General features: G+C 60.2%; 16 protein-coding genes and 1 pseudogene. 6 read left to right on the plus strand and 11 right to left on the minus strand.

Annotation, left to right across the window (positions count from 1 at the left end):
* Nucleotides 1-32: 32 nt before the first annotated feature.
* Both AC30D9_RS03005 and AC30D9_RS03010 read right to left on the minus strand, forming a co-directional pair.
* Complete coding sequence (locus tag AC30D9_RS03005) at nt 33-263, minus strand: hypothetical protein (protein ID WP_490143387.1); 231 nt, start codon at nt 261-263, stop codon at nt 33-35.
* A 200-nt stretch (nt 264-463) separates the two neighbouring features.
* Nucleotides 464-811 (minus strand): carboxymuconolactone decarboxylase family protein, encoded by a 348-nt coding sequence (locus AC30D9_RS03010; protein ID WP_060741839.1) that lies wholly within the window; start codon nt 809-811, stop codon nt 464-466.
* Between the two features lie 110 nt (nt 812-921).
* On the opposite strand from AC30D9_RS03010, the gene AC30D9_RS03015 reads away from it, so the two are divergent.
* Nucleotides 922-1,830 carry an AraC family transcriptional regulator gene (locus AC30D9_RS03015; RefSeq protein WP_490143388.1) on the plus strand — a complete coding sequence of 303 codons (909 nt, stop codon included), beginning with the start codon at nt 922-924 and terminating at the stop codon, nt 1,828-1,830.
* Between the two features lie 3 nt (nt 1,831-1,833).
* Here the strand turns inward: AC30D9_RS03015 and AC30D9_RS03020 are convergent, their stop codons facing one another.
* From AC30D9_RS03020 to AC30D9_RS03040, 5 genes are all read right to left on the minus strand, one after another.
* Complete coding sequence (locus AC30D9_RS03020; RefSeq protein WP_490143389.1) at nt 1,834-2,745, minus strand: LysR family transcriptional regulator; 912 nt, start codon at nt 2,743-2,745, stop codon at nt 1,834-1,836.
* Nucleotides 2,745-3,665, minus strand: a complete 921-nt coding sequence (locus AC30D9_RS03025) for a LysR family transcriptional regulator (RefSeq protein ID WP_490143390.1) — start codon at nt 3,663-3,665, stop codon at nt 2,745-2,747. Before AC30D9_RS03025 ends, AC30D9_RS03020 begins: the two co-directional genes overlap by 1 nt.
* Nucleotides 3,666-3,769: 104 nt before the next feature.
* Nucleotides 3,770-4,399, minus strand: a complete 630-nt coding sequence (locus AC30D9_RS03030; protein WP_490143391.1) for a glutathione S-transferase family protein — start codon at nt 4,397-4,399, stop codon at nt 3,770-3,772.
* Between the two features lie 215 nt (nt 4,400-4,614).
* Nucleotides 4,615-6,669, minus strand: a complete 2,055-nt coding sequence (locus AC30D9_RS03035; RefSeq protein ID WP_490143392.1) for a 2Fe-2S iron-sulfur cluster-binding protein — start codon at nt 6,667-6,669, stop codon at nt 4,615-4,617.
* Nucleotides 6,670-6,881: 212 nt separating this feature from the next.
* The gene (locus tag AC30D9_RS03040; protein ID WP_307572001.1) at nt 6,882-8,489 is read right to left on the minus strand and encodes an ATP-binding response regulator; all 1,608 of its coding nucleotides are present in this window, start codon (nt 8,487-8,489) and stop codon (nt 6,882-6,884) included.
* Nucleotides 8,490-8,592: 103 nt separating this feature from the next.
* Here AC30D9_RS03040 and AC30D9_RS03045 point away from each other — a divergent pair, with 103 nt between their 5' ends.
* Together AC30D9_RS03045 and AC30D9_RS03050 are read left to right on the plus strand one after the other, a co-directional pair.
* Nucleotides 8,593-9,231, plus strand: coding sequence for a response regulator (locus AC30D9_RS03045; RefSeq protein WP_134926650.1), 639 nt, complete (start codon nt 8,593-8,595; stop codon nt 9,229-9,231).
* A gap of 310 nt (nt 9,232-9,541) precedes the next feature.
* Complete coding sequence (locus AC30D9_RS03050; RefSeq protein WP_134924629.1) at nt 9,542-10,039, plus strand: hypothetical protein; 498 nt, start codon at nt 9,542-9,544, stop codon at nt 10,037-10,039.
* A gap of 55 nt (nt 10,040-10,094) precedes the next feature.
* Here the strand turns inward: AC30D9_RS03050 and AC30D9_RS03055 are convergent, their stop codons facing one another.
* A complete protein-coding gene (locus AC30D9_RS03055; RefSeq protein ID WP_307571999.1) occupies nt 10,095-10,484 on the minus strand; it encodes a hypothetical protein in 390 nt (129 codons plus the stop codon).
* A gap of 131 nt (nt 10,485-10,615) precedes the next feature.
* Here AC30D9_RS03055 and AC30D9_RS03060 point away from each other — a divergent pair, with 131 nt between their 5' ends.
* Nucleotides 10,616-12,253, plus strand: a complete 1,638-nt coding sequence (locus AC30D9_RS03060) for an ATP-binding response regulator (protein ID WP_490143393.1) — start codon at nt 10,616-10,618, stop codon at nt 12,251-12,253.
* Here AC30D9_RS03060 and AC30D9_RS03065 read toward each other — a convergent pair.
* The 3 genes and pseudogenes from AC30D9_RS03065 to AC30D9_RS03075 form a co-directional block, all read right to left on the minus strand.
* Nucleotides 12,234-12,848, minus strand: a complete 615-nt coding sequence (locus AC30D9_RS03065; RefSeq protein WP_432421865.1) for a methyl-accepting chemotaxis protein — start codon at nt 12,846-12,848, stop codon at nt 12,234-12,236. The two genes, AC30D9_RS03060 and AC30D9_RS03065, sit on opposite strands and share 20 nt — an antisense overlap.
* Nucleotides 12,822-13,589 (minus strand): annotated as a pseudogene (locus AC30D9_RS03070) (PAS domain-containing protein); the annotation flags it as partial. The pseudogene AC30D9_RS03070 and the gene AC30D9_RS03065, both read right to left, overlap by 27 nt.
* A gap of 86 nt (nt 13,590-13,675) precedes the next feature.
* The gene (locus AC30D9_RS03075) at nt 13,676-14,581 is read right to left on the minus strand and encodes a transcriptional regulator GcvA (protein ID WP_490143394.1); all 906 of its coding nucleotides are present in this window, start codon (nt 14,579-14,581) and stop codon (nt 13,676-13,678) included.
* A 113-nt stretch (nt 14,582-14,694) separates the two neighbouring features.
* On the opposite strand from AC30D9_RS03075, the gene gstA reads away from it, so the two are divergent.
* Both gstA and AC30D9_RS03085 read left to right on the plus strand, forming a co-directional pair.
* On the plus strand, nt 14,695-15,294 hold the full coding sequence (gene gstA, locus AC30D9_RS03080) for a glutathione transferase GstA (protein ID WP_307571997.1): 600 nt from the start codon (nt 14,695-14,697) through the stop codon (nt 15,292-15,294).
* Nucleotides 15,295-15,513: 219 nt separating this feature from the next.
* The gene (locus tag AC30D9_RS03085) at nt 15,514-15,909 is read left to right on the plus strand and encodes a hypothetical protein (RefSeq protein WP_373459170.1); all 396 of its coding nucleotides are present in this window, start codon (nt 15,514-15,516) and stop codon (nt 15,907-15,909) included.
* Nucleotide 15,910 lies beyond the last annotated feature (1 nt).

The following is a 15,910-nucleotide window of genomic DNA, read 5'->3' on the forward strand; positions in this document are numbered from 1 at the left end:
TTCCAGGCATTGTATAGGCGTACACGATGCATCTACATCCGCCATGACGCGCGATGAATCAGCACCCGCATCACAAAGGCGCCCGCCTTCGCCAGCACGGTGCCGTTCGAGCGGCGCCGGCACAGGCCATTGGAAACGGGACCGGCGGACTCGCTTGCCAAGGCGCCCATCAATTGGGGCAACAGGAATCCGCTTTCGTGCTCTGGGTACATCGTGACGCAGGTATCCGGCCAAAGGCTGTCGGTGCAAGTAGCGTCGTTCATGGGAATCTCCTGCTGTGTGCAGAGCGCTGCGACGACCTGAGGCGGTCAATCACTGACAGGATCAGTTTCACTGGCAAACCATTTTTAGAGAATGCCCAGGATTCTCATGACTCAATTGCGCCACCTGAAACAATCGCAGCGGACAGCACAAAAAAAGCCCTGGTACCGTTCAGGCTCCAGGGCTGGGGATCGGGTGCAAATCACGCCGGCTTTTTCAGCGTGTCATAGGCTTCAAGCGACCGCAGCGAGTAGATGTAGGCAGCACCCGCGTTCAACGAGATCGCCGTTGCCAGGGCCGCTGCGACTTCCTCACGGCTCGCCCCCGCCTTGATCGCCGCATCCGTGTGGGCGGCGATACAGCCGTCGCAGCGGGTGGTCACGGCGATGGCGATCGAGATCAGCTCGCGGGTCTTGGCATCGAGCACATTGTTTTCGCTGGCGGCTTCTCCTAGGGCCATATAGGCCTTGACCATTTTCGGGTTGCTGCGCCCCAGTGCGCCAAAGGCTTTCTGGATGGTGGGCAACAATTCGGACCAGTTATTGAACATGGCATTAACTCCTGAGTGGGTTGGGTGTACTGTTTTGACGCCCTCAGTTTTCCACCCTGGCGTCACTCGGGTTTGCTCAATGCGCTCAGTTTTTTTGGCGAAACACTCAAATGAATGCGATCGATAAACTCATCAGCCTGGCCAACGTTCGCGGCAGCCTCGACCTGCGCTGTCAATTCCAGGGCGACTGGGCCCTGGATCACGAGCAACAAGCCCTGGGCACGGCGCCCTATCACATCGTGCTGGCCGGCGAATGTCGCGTCGAGTTTGCCGACGGGCAGCGTTTGCCCATGCGCGCTGGTGACATCCTGTTGTTGCCGCGCGGCGCCCCACACGTCATGCACAGCCCGGGAAAAACGGTGACGCCGACCTCGCCTCGGGTGGTGACCGGGGGCACCTTGCCGATTCATCGCATTGGCGGTGCCAGCGCGGAGCTGGATATGCTTTGCGGTGGTTTTCACTTCAACCGGGCTTCGTTGCTGTTCGGCGCCTTGCCCGAATACCTAGTGATTCCCAGCGGCGCATTACCGGCCAACGGGCCGTTGCCGGCGTTGGTGGAGATCCTTCGCGGCGAAGCGGATGGAAACAAGCCTGGCGCGCGCTTCTTGCTCGATGCCCTGTCCCAGGCCCTGTTCACCCTGATTCTGCGTGCGCACCTGGCCAGCCACGGGCAGGACAGCGGCTCGCTGGCCCTGCTGGGCGATAAACGTCTGGGCCGGGCCTGGCAAGCGATGCTGGCGGACCCTGCGTACGAGTGGACCATTCAAGGCCTGGCGGACATCGCGAGCATGTCCCGGGCCAGCTTCATGCGCGCGTTCGTCAAGGTGGCCGGCGTCTCGCCGTGGGTGCTGTTGACGCAAGTGCGAATGGAGTTGGCCTTCAGCCTGCTCAGCCATTCACACCTGGGCTTGAGCGATATCGCCGTACAGGTTGGCTACCAATCCCAGGCCGCGTTCAGCAAGAAATTCAAGGAAATCTACGGTGAGGCCCCGGGACGAGTGCGCCGAGGGATCCACTGACACTCAAGAAGCGTCAGCGCGCAGGGCTGGGTGCTCGCGCAGGTGCTCGACGATGTAATCCACGAAACTGCGCACACGCATCGGCGCCTTGCGTCTTTCCCGGTAGACCACATGAACCGGTATAGAGGGCGGTTCATAGGGTTGCAGGACCCTGCGCAAGCGTCCGCTGCTCAGATAGTCGTACAACGGATAGCTCAAGCAGCGCGTCAACCCGGCACCATGAGCCGCGGCGTCGATGGCCGCCTGTAGTGTGGCGCAGTCGAGTCGTGTGCGTGCCTTGAGGCAGTTGGCCTCGCCCTGGTGCTGGAAGGGCCACTGGACCCAGTCCTGGTTGGCCTGCGTGGCGATCAGTCGATGATGGTGCAGATCCTGCGGGACAACCGGTTCACCATGCAGCGCCAGATAGCCAGGGCTGGCACAGACAAGCGAGCGAACGCTGCCGACAGGTCGTGCGATCAATGAGCAACTGGGGAGATGCCCCACCAGCACTGCCACATCCAGCCCTTCCTCATGCATGTTCGGAAAACGATCGTGGTAGTGGGCAAATACCTTGATCTCAGGGTACTGGTCCATATAGCCCGCCAACACCGGGGCCATGACATAGCGGCTGAACAGCAGGGGCAGCAGGACCGTCAGGTTGCCCTGCGCCTGGACATGCCAGCCCTTGGCAGATGCCTCGGCCTCATCGATGGCCTCGAGGATACGTGAACAATCGGCCATGAAGCCGACCCCGGCCTCTGTCAGCACCACCCCGCGGGTACTTCGCGACAGTAACTGCACACCCAGTCGCGCCTCCAGCCGAGCTACGGCGCGCATCACGGTCGGTCCGGATACGTTGAGGCGCAGGGCTGCCGAGGCGAGGCTGGGGCATTGCGACAGTGCGTGGAACATCAGCATTTCGTGGTGACGCGCCATCAGGCGAGGCCTCTTTCGACAGGCTTGAGCGTCACGTCGCCGCCCAATCGATCGCTCAGAAAGTCCACGAACGTGCGCACCTTGGCCGGCACTCGATTGCTCTTCTGATACACCACGTGAATCGGCAACGCCGGCGGCTCGAACGCCTTGAGCACTACTTCCAGTTCACCATCGGCGACCTGTCGGGCCACCTGATAGGACAACACTCGGGTAACGCCCCAGCCCTGGCAGGCGATATTGATCGCCGCCTGATTCGCAGTCACCACCAGGCGCGGATCGAAGCGCAAGCTCAGCGAGTTGGCCTCGTCCATGAACTGCCAGTGGCTCAGCAGATGACTGGCCGAAGACATCACGATATTGGCCTTGCTCAACTCACCTGGGTGCGTTGGTCGTCCGTGTCGCTGAAAGTAAGCCGGGGCACCACAAATCACCTGGCGCACTTCTCCTACCTTGATGGCGTGCTGGTTGTTTTCCTGCAAATGGCCGATGCGTATCGCCACGTCAACGCCTTCGTCGGCGATATTCACCACGCGATCGACCAACAAGGCGTTGAGGTGCACCGATGGGAACTGATCCAGGTAATCCGTCAGCAAGGGCGCGATGTACAACTCGCCAAACAGCACCGGAGCGGTGACCGTCAAATACCCGCAGGGGATCGAGTAGCTGCCGGCAGCGGCCTCCTCGGCTTCATCGAGTTCACTGAGGATCCGCCGACAATCTTCCAGGTAGCGTTGCCCCGCTTCGGTCAGGTGCACATTGCGGGTGGTGCGCGATAACAGCTGGGTGCCGATCCGCTCCTCCATCGCCGCAATGGCGCGCGTCACGCTCGGAGGCGAAATGCGCAGTCGACGGGCGGCGGCGGCGAACCCCTCCTCCTCGGCAACCGCCATGAAAACCTGCATTTCCTGGAAGCGATCCATGGGCGATCCAGCCTTGATTGAGGGTAGGTGAATTGAATGTCGTTGTCGGGTAACGCAAGGGGGCTTGCCGGAAGATGACGCCCGGCAAGCCCCCTTGCCTTGAATCAGGCTTGCTGCAAGCCCTTGGCGGTACGCTGCATGCCGACGAAATTCGGCAAGGCTTCGATGCTGCCCAGCCAGGCGCGGACGTTCGGGTATTCGGTCAACGCGACATTGCCCTCCGGCGCGTGGGACACGTAGGTATACGCGGCAACGTCGGCGATGGTCGCTTGCTCACCGGCCAGGAACCGGCTTTGTCCCAACTCCCGCTCCATCACTTGCAACAGGGCGTGGGAACGCTTGATCGCGTCCTCGGCGTCATAACCGGCGCCAAACACAGTAATCAGGCGGGCGTTGGCCGGCCCCTGGTTGATCTGCCCCGCCGCCACCGAAAGCCAGCGCTGCACCCGGGCCTGGGCCAGCGGATCGGCGGGCAGCCATTGCCCCTTGCCGTACTTGGTCGCGAGGTAGACCAGGATCGCGTTCGAGTCGGCCAGGACGGTGCCGTTGTCATCGATCACCGGCACCTGGCCAAAACTGTTGATGGCGAGGAACTCCGGGGTCTTGTGCTCGCCTTTCATCAAGTCCACGAATATCAGCTCGGTCGGCAGGCCCAGCAGCGAGAGCATCAGCTCGACACGATGGGCGTGACCCGACAACGGATGGCGATAAAGTTTGATCGCTTTCTCAGACATGACGTACTCCGTGTTGTTTTTGGCTCGAAGCGGTGATCGCGTCGATGGCGCTATCCTCTGCTCCCGTGCCGCAGAGCGGAATAACCAGCTTTTACAATCCAGCATTTCACCCGGTGAAACAGTCGGCTCGCCAGACTAGTGGCCTGTACGGTTAATTCGAGTACTCAAATTCGAGTGGCGCCGAAGTTGAGTGCACGAATTAGCCACACAGGCCACTAGGCCTCAAGCACCAACGGCTCGCTCCCTTGGGCCGGCACCGCGCAACAGATCAGCACTTCACCTTCGCCAACCGGTTCGGCCGGCATGCTCAAGTAATGCACCTGGCCGCGGCTCAAGCGGGTTTTGCAGGTGCCACAGGAGCCGCCCCGGCAACTGAATTCCGGGTTCAGGCCACGCGCCTCGGCCAGTTCGAGCAACGTCCCACTGCCGGGTTCCCAACGCGCTTCCTTGCCGGAGCTGGCGAACAAGACCTTCACCGCTTCACTCGCGGCCGGCACCTGCTGTGGCGCCGGGACAGTGACTTCGATATCCCGTACAAGCGTGGAGGGACCGAAGGTTTCCGCGTGAATGCGATCGTCAGGAATGCGCAGTTTGCGCAGCCCGTCGTACAGCGCCTGGGTAAAGCTGCCCGGCCCGCACAGATAGAAGTCGTAGTCGTTGAGCGGCAGCAGCTTCTTGAGCAGTTCCACATCGATCCTGCCGGCCAGGTCGTAGCCATCGGCGCCGCCGGCCTCAGTGGGCGGCTGGCTGACCATGCGCAAAACCTGCAGCTTGTCGCCGGCGCGGGCGGCCAGCTCGTCGATTTCGTCGCGAAAAGCCAGGTCGGCCACCGTACGGGCGCTTTGCACCAGCCAGACCGGGCGCATGCGACTGATGCGCAGCCCTTGGTAAACCACCTCGCGCAACATCGACAACAGCGGCGTGATGCCCACCCCCGCTGCCAGCAATACCAACGGACGCCGCTCGGTGGCCTGGACGGTGAAATGGCCCTGGGGCGCCCGCGCTTCGATCTCGTGCAGCGCTTGCACCCGCTCATGCAGGTGGGACGATACCGAGCCATCGCGCTTGACGCTGATACGCAAGAAATCATCCGACGGCGCACTGGATACGCTATAGGTCCGGATCGCTGGCGTGGTCTGTCCCTCCAGCAAGATCCGCACCGGCAAATGTTGCCCGGCTTCGAACCGGGGCAAACCCAGGCCATCGCTCGCCTGCAGGTAGAACGAGCGAATGCCGGGGCTTTCATCGACCACCCGTGCAACCCGCAACGCGCGCCAGCGGCTACGCAGCGCCTCGGCCTGCAAGCGCTCGGCGGCCTGCTCCCAGCTGCCGGTCATCATTGAATTGGGCGACTCGCCCTCGTCCTGATCCTTCCAGCGCAGTGCGATTGCCGCCGGGCGATAAACGATGCGTTGCGGCGTGAAGCGCAACAGCCGCTCGGCGCCCTGGAACGCGCTGATCTCGGGGTCATCCAACAGGACTTGCGCCGAGCCACTCATTTGCAACAGGTCGCCCGTCCGGAAATCGACGAACACCAACCCGGCCCGTGGATTGAGCAGAATGTTGCCCAACGTGTTGAAGAACAGGTTGCCGGAGAAGTCCGGGATGGTCAGCGAGCCGTCCTCATCCATGCGCACAAACCCCGGCTTGCCGCCCCGGTGAGAAGCATCGACCTGCCGCTCGCCATCGCGCACCACGTAGGTGGCGATATAGAACGAATCGGCTGCCGTCACCAGGCGCCGGACTTGCGGGTCTGACACAGACAATTGAACCGGCGCGACGGCCTGTGCGTCGACAAAATGGTATTGGCGCAGGTTGATGTAGCGAGGGCAGTTGCCATACGCCTGGCTCACTGAAATTTCGAGCCCTGGCTCGAGCTGACGACGCACGACACCGTTCATGCGGTTGCGGCGGCGGGTGTGCAATTCGATGCCCAGCATGCCGATGGCATCCCCTTCGCCCATGCCCTCCTGGGCCGGGTCGTTCGGTTCTGGCTCGAGGTTGATGTGAAGAGTCTGCGGATCGGGCGAGTTCATGAAGCCCGGTTGCCCTGCGCGCAAGGTCGCCCACACGTCGCCTTGCTGGTCCACTGCCCCCAGCACTACGAAAGGCAGTTGGGCGTAGAACTCGCGATGCTGGTCCGGCATCCAGGTGCGCGCCAGTTGCCGCTGACCGACACTGGCCATCATGTCGACTGCTCCGACGGAGCGCTGCAACGCCAGCTCTCCTTCATGCCAGGGCGAGTTTTTTGCTTGCAAGGCTTCGTCCATCAGCTACTCCTCGCGCTTCGCAGCATGAACGCCTGCGCCAGTGCGCTACGGTTAGGGATTCTCCGCCATCGTCTGCACAGGTGTGCAATTGGCTGGAGTCATCTTCTGCCCAAAGCGACCGCGCAGGAATACGCACAAACTGCAATCCACCGTTTCATAAAATGGAATGGTGGAAAACCCGGCTGGTGAGTGCTTGGCATGGCTTGGTGGGGTCATGCCCTGACGCTGGCGAAAGTCTTGGTCAGCTCGAGCAAGGTCGCCCGCAACTCCGGGGGGCGCACGGGCTTGGCCAGGATCGAAATGTTCATGTGGTGCAGCGCGTGGCGAATTCTCTCGATTTCATGGCCGGTCATGATCATGGCGGGGACTTCCCAGCCCCGTTGTTCACGAATCGCGGCAATACACTCGGAACCCGAAACCTTCGTACCCAGGTCGAAGTCGGCAATGATGATGTCGCAGTCACTGGTCACACCGACCCCGTCGCTGTGGGTTTCCACTTCGCATCCCCATTTCTCCAACAGCGCGGACGTCGCCATCAGCACGTTGGCGTCATCCTCCACCAGACACACCCGCAAGCCTTGCAAACGGCTTTGCGTGGGCGCCGGCCGGTCCACCGCCGCCCTCGGCGCGACCCTTTCCAGTCCTTGGATCATGGCGCGCGTGCCCTGGCCGAGCCGGGAGTCCAGCTGGATGTCCAGATTGATCAAGAGGCTGATTCGCTTGACGATGGACAACCCCAGCCCCAGCCCCTCGACATCCTTGTCACGGACGTGGCGTACCCGATAAAACTCCTTGAACACTTCGGGCAGGTGTTCGGCGGCAATGCCTCGGCCCTTGTCATAAATGACGATGGCCAGGCCGCTGCCTTTCGGACGCACGCCGATCAACACCGGTTGGCCGGGGGCATATTTGAGCGTGTTGGAGACCAGGTTCTGCACCATGGTCGCCAACAGGCCAGCGTTGACGTTGACCCAATGCCGACAAGGCCGCAGGCGCAACTCGACACCAGCCCAGCGTGCTGCTTCGGTGTTCTGCTTGACCACATCCTGGAGCAACGCGCCCAGGTGCACGGGTTCGGCCTGGGGTTCAAGCTGCCCGTTATCGAGGGTGTAGATGTCCAGGATCGAACGAAACAGCTGCGACACGATATGCAGCGAACGGTCGATGTTGTCCACCAGTCGCAGCTCTTCCTGGCCCAGCCGGGCATCGCGCAGGCAGGCGGTGAACAAGCCGATCGAGTGGATCGGCTGGCGCAAGTCATGGCTGGCCTGGGCCAGGAAGCGGGATTTCTCCTGGTTCGCGGCAATCGCCTCTTCCGAAGCGATGCGGGTACGGGTCAGCAGGATATGCGCGTAGGCAGGCACCACGATGGTGGTGACGATCAACGTCAGGAACAGGTAGGGCTGGCCACGCCAGAACGGCGTGAGCAGGAAAATCACCCCCAAGGTCGACAGCGCGATAGCGGTTGCCAGCGCCAGGTAGCGCGAGCCGAAACGCATGCCATTGCCCAACGTGACCCAGAGCACTGCCGCGTACACCGGCAGCGTGCCCTCTCCACCCACGATCAAGGCGAAGGCGAGGCTTGCATAATCCAGCGTCATGGCAAAAAGCCGACGCAGGAAGAAGTGCCCGGGCCAGTGCTTGACCGCCATGCGCAGCGGGACCGCGACGCCGAAGAAAAACGTCATGTACCAGAGGATCGGTACGTAGGTATCGAAGTCACTGGCCAGACAGGCCACCACTATGACGTAGAGTGAAGCACAGGCCCCGACCGTCAATCTCAACGTAGCCTGATCAAGCTCGCTATTCTTTTCCGTCATGGTCACAGGATTATTCCAACATGAAAGGTTGTATCAAACTTGAAACCCGAGGGGGTAGTTTAGGTTACGATTCGCGGACTTGAAGATCAGAAGGATCTGAAGCATGACGTGCAGAGTAATTGTTGCAGATGACCATCCTTTGTTTCGCGAAGGAATGCTCAGGACCATTGAACGACTTCTGCCAACTGCAACCATAGAACAAGCTGGCAATCTGGACGAAGTATTGGCGCTGGCACGCTCCGGGGTGGAAGTGGACTCCCTGATACTCGACTTACGTTTCCCTGGGATCAAATCTTTGCAAGTCATAGGCCAACTGCGCAGTGAATTCAAACGCACCTCGATCATCGTGGTTTCAATGGTGGATGACATCGAGGTTATTTCCCAGGTGATGGCCCTGGGTGCCGATGGTTTCATCGGCAAGAATATCGACCCCGCCGGTATTGCCGACGCCATCATGGCAATACGCGAAGGCGAAGTGGTGGTGAAGTACCAGGCCGAAAACTCGATCCTGGACGATGCACTTTCCCAACTGACCACGCGCCAACGGCAAGTGCTTGGCTTGATCGCCGCCGGCAAGACCAACAAGGAGATCGCGCGGGACTTGGGCATTTCCCCCTTCACGGTGCGCATCCATGTCTCAAGCCTGCTCAAATCCCTGGGTGTCCCCACGCGCGCGGCGGCCGCGGCGCAATTTTCCAATTTCCCCAGTAATGGCGGATGGTCGGAAAAACAAGACAATTAAATATATGCCGCCGCAATATTAATTGAGCGTTATCCTCTTTGCCCGCCTCCAAGGCCATAGCACACTTGTACTATAGCTTCGCCCCAGTACTCCCCCCTAAGCTGTGGACGCTCCATAAAAAGGCTGTTCGAACAGCCAGACATAAAAGCCAACGCGCCATACGCCGTGCAGTATCACTGTGCCTATTGAAACGTTTTGGCGTGCGAAGCCTATTACTCAAATAAATCGGTAGGCGGCGCAATGCTGGGTCAACTTCACCGTCACCCGGTTGAAATGGAATGGTCCTGACATTAACTCAAGGTAAGTCATCATGTCCTTCGAATATGGAAAAACACTTAAAAATGGATTGGCGCTGTGCGTGCTGGCGGGCGTACTCAACGGTTGTGCAAACACCGGTGACTTGGGTAACTTGATGAGCTCCTTGAATCAGGGCGCCAAGAAATACGACGTCGCTTACCTCAAGCAAACGATCATTCCGGGCAAGACGACAAAAGGCCAGATCACACAGATGTTCGGCGCGCCGACCAATGAAGAACTCAATTCGACCAGTACCAGCAACGAGTCGAACTGGACCTATGAAAAGAGTGATGAGGGTCTGGATAAATACATGAAGCTGGCCAATAAGTACGTGTCGACCGAGACGCGCCAGAAGATGTACGACACCTCGGCACAACTGTCCAAGGCACAAACCGTGGCCAACGACGTGAGCAGCGTGACCGGCACGAAAACGGGCCAAAGCCAGACCCAGGGTTCGGTATTGACCATCTATTTCGTCGATGACGTCGTGAAGTACTACAGGGTCTACTAACGCAATGGCATTGCCCGTTGGGGGCAGCATCAAGCCTGCCCCCAACCCTCATCGCTCACCCCTTCCAGGTCCCCCCGCTCAAAGCACAACCCTTGCGAGTACTGTCCAGCAGTTCAGCGGTACGCTTGTAGTAATAGAAGTCCACGCCCTGCCCGTTCACATTCGAGCAAATGCCCTGGGGATTCTCCGGGCAGGTTTGCGAGTAGGTGATCTTGCCCGCCTCGCCGCCAAGCGCGACCGGCATGTTGGCGAAGGATTCACAGCTGGAGCGGAACTTGGCCACCGGCTGCTTATCGCTCGCCTGCACGCAGTCCTTCGCCTCGATGTGTTGCCCCATGACGGTCATCTCGCCTTCCATCGTGCACGCCTGGCTCCCCCCATGGGCCACCGAAGCGCAGAGCATCGTGGCACTGATCACACTGAAAAAACGAACGACTCCGTTCATGTACTCTCCCGACGTCCTGAGTGGTAATACCCCCTGGAGTATCCCGGCTCGGGCAACAATTCTGAATAGCACGGATGGGCTAGCCGCTACGCTTGCTCAAGGCATCAGACGCTCATGAGGTTCGAAAGCCAGTGGAAAAGAACAGTGAACTCGACCAGGCCACGTTGCGCCTGATCGTCAGCGCCTGTGCGCTGCTGTATATCGCCGTATTGGCCAGTATCCATCCCGGTGGTGCCACAAGCTACGTGCCCATCATCGTCTACATCGTGACGTTTATCGTCGCCTCGGTATTCCTGCGCATGATCATCAAGCGCTGGCCAGGACACTTCTTCTGGCGACGCCTTTTCTCGATGCTGCATGACTACACGGGCATCGCGTTCGCCATGGTGCTGGGAGGTGAAAGCGCACTGCCGATCTACGCAGCGCTGCTCTGGGTCACGCTGGGTAATGGCATGCGCTTCGGCTCGCGCTACCTGGCGCTGGCAACCGTTATCGCGCTGTCGACCCTGGTGCTGATTTTCTGGCTGAACCCATTCTGGCGTACACAGCCCTACATGTTCCTGATGCTGATCGTCACCACCATCGTGGTGCCAGCCTACGCGCACATTTTGCTCAAGCGCACACGCATTGCCTCCGAAGAAGCCATTTCGGCCAATCAGGAGAAGTCACGGTTCCTGGCCCAGGCCAGCCATGACCTGCGCCAACCGATCCACTCCATCGGCCTGTTCACCGCCTGCCTGCGTGACGCCAGGCTGGGGCTGGAAGAGTTGCGGCTGGTGGACAACATCGACCGCTCGCTGCACACCGTATCGCAACTGTTCCGCTCGATCCTCGATATCTACACCCTGGATCACGGCCAACTGATGCCGAAGGCCGACACCGTACACCTGGGCCAATTGCTGCAAGACGTGGTCAAGCAAAACACCGAGGCGGCCCGTTGGGCCGGCGTGGAACTACGTCTGCGCGCCTGTCCTCACTGGGTCAACGTCAATCCCGGCTTGCTGACCACGATGGTCCAGAACCTGCTGTCCAACGCCCTCAAGTACGCACCCGGCCAACCTGTGCTGATCGGCGTACGTCGCCAGGGCAAGCGCCTGGCCGTGGTGATCTACGACAAGGGACGGGGCATTGCCGCCGAACATTTGCCCGAAGTGTTCAAGGAGTTCTACCGCGTGCGTCATGTGCGCGACAAAGATGTCGAGGGTCTCGGCCTGGGGTTGTCCATCGTCAAGCGCATCAGCCAGATGCTCGACGTCGACATACTCATTCGCTCCAAGGTCGGACAAGGCACCAGGGTTGCGATCAGCGGCCTGGAACCAGCGGTACCACGTATCACAGTGCCCAAGGTCGTGCCCGTCCAGAATCGCCTGGACGGTTTGCGGGTGTGCCTGGTAGAAGACGACGCCAACGTGCTGATGGCGACCTCGGCGCTGCTGGAAAAATGGGGCTGCGAGGTCGAGGCCCACAGCGACGGCGAGGGCTTGGCCAGTGATTGCGACATCGTCATCGCCGATTTCGACCTGGGCACAAGAATCTCAGGCTCCGAGTGCATCGCCGCGATACGCGAACAGCGCGGCTGGCAGGTCCCGGCGCTGGTCATCACCGGGCATGAGATCGAGCGGATCCGCCAATCACTGCAAAGCCTGAATATCTCGGTGCTGGCCAAGCCCGTGCGACCACCAGAGCTGCGCTCGGTACTGCTTGAATTGGTCAAGCGCATGGATCGCAAGGGCGAGGCCTCAGCTCACGTCAACCCACCCAGCCGATAGCCGTCTTGGGAATCACCTCGGACTCGTCGAGCTTGGACGCGAACATGCTCACCGCATCGAGGGCATCGGTGGTCCCGTTCCGGATCTGCACGATGACCGATCCGGCCTGGTCCGCCAGGGTGACACCGCGCAAGGCGCCCTCATGGGTCACGTTCATGCTCGCGACGGCGTCGCGGGTTTCAGAGAGGATCATGCCGATCATTTCGGCAATCTCCGAGGTGGAGCGACTGGTGCGCCCGGCCAGTTGCCGGACCTCGTCGGCCACCACCGCGAAGCCCCTTCCCTGATCGCCAGCGCGCGCAGCCTCGATGGCCGCGTTGAGGGCCAGCAGGTTGGTCTGGTCGGCAATGCCGCGAATGGTGTTGACGATGGCCGTGATCTCTTCCGAACGCGCCCCCAGTTGCCCAACCAGACGCGCGGAGGCGCCGATGTTGTCGGCAATCTCGCGCATCTCCTTGGCGGTCTGGTGGATCACCTGGGCGCCCTGTTCGGCCACCCGTTCGGTTTCGGCGGAGATGTGATACGCACGGGAAGCGCCGCGGGAGTCCTCTTCGAATTTCTCCACCCGTTCGCTGATGTCACTGGCGAACTTCACAATCTTGCACAACTTGCCTTCGGCGTCGTAGACCGGGTTGTAGCTGGCCTCCAGCCAGACGACCTTGCCGTTTTTGCCGAGACGCTTGAATTGACCGCTGAAAAACTCACCCGCGTTGAGACGACGCCAGAAATCACTGTACTCCGCGCTGCCCACCAGGCTTGGCTCGCAGAACATCCGGTGATGCTTGCCCTTGAGCTCTGCCAATGTGTAATTCATGACGTTCATGAAGTTGTCGTTCGCGGTCAGGATGTTGCCACCCAGGTCGAACTCGATCACCGCCATGGCACGATCGAGTGCAGCCAGCCGGCCACGGGTTTCGGCCTCACTGGCCACTCTGGCAGTGACATCCAGCGCGTACTTGACCACCTTCACGACGCGGCCTTGCTCGTCCATTACCGGGTTATAGCTGGCTTCCAACCATACATTCTGGCCTGACGCACTGCGGCGCTGAAACGTACCGGAAACGAATTGGCCAGCGCGCAATTGGTTCCAGAATTCACGGTATTCGGCGCTACCCGCCAGCGCCGGGGTGCAGAAATCCCTGTGGGACAGGTTCGCCAATTGATCCGCACGGTAGCCCATCGTGCTCAGGAAATTCTCGTTCGCCCGAAGGACCTTGCCATCGGGGCTGAACTCGATAACCGCCATCGACCGCTCCAAGGCGCCAACCAGTCCCTTGTATGTTGCCAATTCGGCCGTCCTAGCCGCCAGTTCATTTTTTAGTTTCTTATTAAACATGACGTACCCTCGGTGGACCCTGAAAGTAACCGGACCTTCTTAATTTATATCGGCTCGCTGGCTGGAGACTGAACGGTACGCTTTAATCACTTTTCTGCACCAAAACCCACGGAATCCATCAACCAGGTTCTAAAGGCCTGTACTTTCGGGGAGTCGGCCATGTCATGGGGGCTCACGAAATAGAAGCCGAGATCAGACTTCAATCGCAGATCGAAGGGTGCTACCAGTCGTCCTGCCTTCAGGTCATCCTCGACATAAGTAGAACGTCCGATGCAGACCCCCAGTCCGTCTACGGCAGCCTGCACGGCCATCATGGCGAGGTCGAACGTCAACCGGCTGCCTTCGGCCAGTTTTTTCGGTTGGCCGGCGGCACTCAACCATGAACTCCAGTCGTCTTCGGTCACCCCGCTAACCTGCAACAACGTGTGCTGGGCCAGATCCTCCGGGTTCTTCAAAGCCGTTGGCCCCTGCAGCAGCCTGGGGCTGCACACCGGAAAGATTTCATCGGCCATCAGCCAGTCGGCCCGCATCCCCTTCCAGCCCCCATGACCGTAGCGAATGGCCGCATCGACGCCGCCCTGACGAAAATCCACCCATTCGGTGGACGCCGTGACGCGCACATCAATAGTGGGGAATGCCTGCTGGAAAGACGCCAGGCGCGGCAACAGCCATTTGGAGGCAAATGAAACCAGGGTACTGATCGTCAACACGCTGTTATTGCGACTCTCCAGCAACGTCTGCGTGCAATAGCGCAACTCCTGGAACGCCGCACGAACGCCAGGAAAATAGGCATGACCTTCGTTTGTCAGGGCCAGGCCATCCTTGAGCCGCAAGAACAGGCGCACGCCCAACTCATCTTCGAGCCGGCGAATTTGGTGGCTTATGGCTGTTTGAGTGACATTCAGCTCTTGCGCGGCTTTGGTAAAGCTCATGTACCTGGCGGCTGATTCGAAAGCTTTCAGGCCATTGAGGGAAGGGATTTGGTTGGCCATGGAGGATCGTCTTGCTCATGAGATTTTGTCATACGCTAGCACTGAAGATGTCCTTTGAAAATGTTCCTTCCCTCATGGATTCTGGCGGCACGTCCCCCGTCCTCGAGAAAATGATGAAACTGTACTTTGCCCCCATGACCTGCTCATTGTCCCCACACATCGTGCTGCGCGAATTGGGCTTGCCCTTTGAATTGATTCGAGTCGACAACAAGACCAAGCGAACCGCCGACGGCCTCGATTTCCTGGACATCAACCCCAAGGGCTACGTGGCCGCCTTGGTGCTGGATAACGGGAATGTCCTGACCGAGGGGCCCGCCATCGTCCAGTACCTGGCCGACCTGGTCCCCGCAAACACGCTGGCACCAGCCAATGGCACCTGGGAGCGGGTTCGCCTGCAGGAGTGGTTGAACTTCATCAGTTCCGAGATCCACAGCGGATGTGCCCCTCTATTCAACGCCGATATCGCCGAGCCGACCAAAGCCATCTTCAGGGCAAGACTGTTCAGGCGCCTGGACTACCTCAGCCAGGCGCTTGAACAACAGGATTACCTGATGGGCACCTTCGGCCTGGCCGACGGCTATCTGTTCACCGTCTTGAACTGGTTGCCGTCATTCAATATCCAGATCGGGGACTGGCCGGTGCTGGCCTCGTTCATGGCGCGAATAGCCGCACGCCCCAGCGTTAAGGCGGCGATGGCGGCGGAAGCGGCATAGTCATCGGCGCAACATTCAATCCTACGACCTGAGCCGCCGCGATCGCGAGCAGGCTCGCTCCCACAGGGGATCGAGGGTGTCTCTCGAATCTCACTATCACCCCGGAAAACTGTGGGAGCGAGCCTGCTCGCGATGGCGGCGGCACAATCGCCCCAAGCAAGCTCTGACGGGCTGACCCAGTCAGGCTCCAACACCTGCGCACTTGTGCTAAAAAGCATCGTGACCAGTGCAGCCGGCAACCTTGCGGAGCAGGTCAAAGCCGTGTTTCCCGCAGGCGCGCAGGTCATCTTCGACACCACCGGTTTCTGGCTGCAAGAAGCGGTATCGGCATTGGCCAACTTCGGTCGCATCGCGATCATTGCCGCCCCGCCAGATGGAATGGTGCACTTCCCTGCCCTGGCGCTCTATCGCAAAGGCGGCGTCTTGATCGGCGTGAACTCGCTGCTCTACGACAATACCGATTGCGCCCGGATGCTTGAAGAATTTGGCCGCCACTTCGAGGCAGGCGTCATCGACGCCCCCACGGATATCCTTGAAATCCCCCTGGCAGACGGCAAGGCCCAGTACGCACTGATCGCCCATGGCAGCAGCACAAAAGCCGTACTGGTGCCCTGAT

Source organism: Pseudomonas sp. DF11 (genome assembly GCF_058148565.1).

Coding starts and splice junctions, on each gene's coding strand:
- gstA (WP_307571997.1), top strand. CDS start 14,695: ATGAAACTGTACTTTGCCCCCATGACCTGCTCATTGTCCCCACACATC.
- AC30D9_RS03030 (WP_490143391.1), bottom strand. CDS start 4,399: ATGTCTGAGAAAGCGATCAAACTTTATCGCCATCCGTTGTCGGGTCAC.
- AC30D9_RS03050 (WP_134924629.1), top strand. CDS start 9,542: ATGTCCTTCGAATATGGAAAAACACTTAAAAATGGATTGGCGCTGTGC.
- AC30D9_RS03045 (WP_134926650.1), top strand. CDS start 8,593: ATGACGTGCAGAGTAATTGTTGCAGATGACCATCCTTTGTTTCGCGAA.
- AC30D9_RS03025 (WP_490143390.1), bottom strand. CDS start 3,665: ATGGATCGCTTCCAGGAAATGCAGGTTTTCATGGCGGTTGCCGAGGAG.
- AC30D9_RS03035 (WP_490143392.1), bottom strand. CDS start 6,669: ATGGACGAAGCCTTGCAAGCAAAAAACTCGCCCTGGCATGAAGGAGAG.
- AC30D9_RS03020 (WP_490143389.1), bottom strand. CDS start 2,745: ATGGCGCGTCACCACGAAATGCTGATGTTCCACGCACTGTCGCAATGC.
- AC30D9_RS03010 (WP_060741839.1), bottom strand. CDS start 811: ATGTTCAATAACTGGTCCGAATTGTTGCCCACCATCCAGAAAGCCTTT.
- AC30D9_RS03040 (WP_307572001.1), bottom strand. CDS start 8,489: ATGACGGAAAAGAATAGCGAGCTTGATCAGGCTACGTTGAGATTGACG.
- AC30D9_RS03055 (WP_307571999.1), bottom strand. CDS start 10,484: ATGAACGGAGTCGTTCGTTTTTTCAGTGTGATCAGTGCCACGATGCTC.
- AC30D9_RS03005 (WP_490143387.1), bottom strand. CDS start 263: ATGAACGACGCTACTTGCACCGACAGCCTTTGGCCGGATACCTGCGTC.
- AC30D9_RS03015 (WP_490143388.1), top strand. CDS start 922: ATGAATGCGATCGATAAACTCATCAGCCTGGCCAACGTTCGCGGCAGC.
- AC30D9_RS03075 (WP_490143394.1), bottom strand. CDS start 14,581: ATGGCCAACCAAATCCCTTCCCTCAATGGCCTGAAAGCTTTCGAATCA.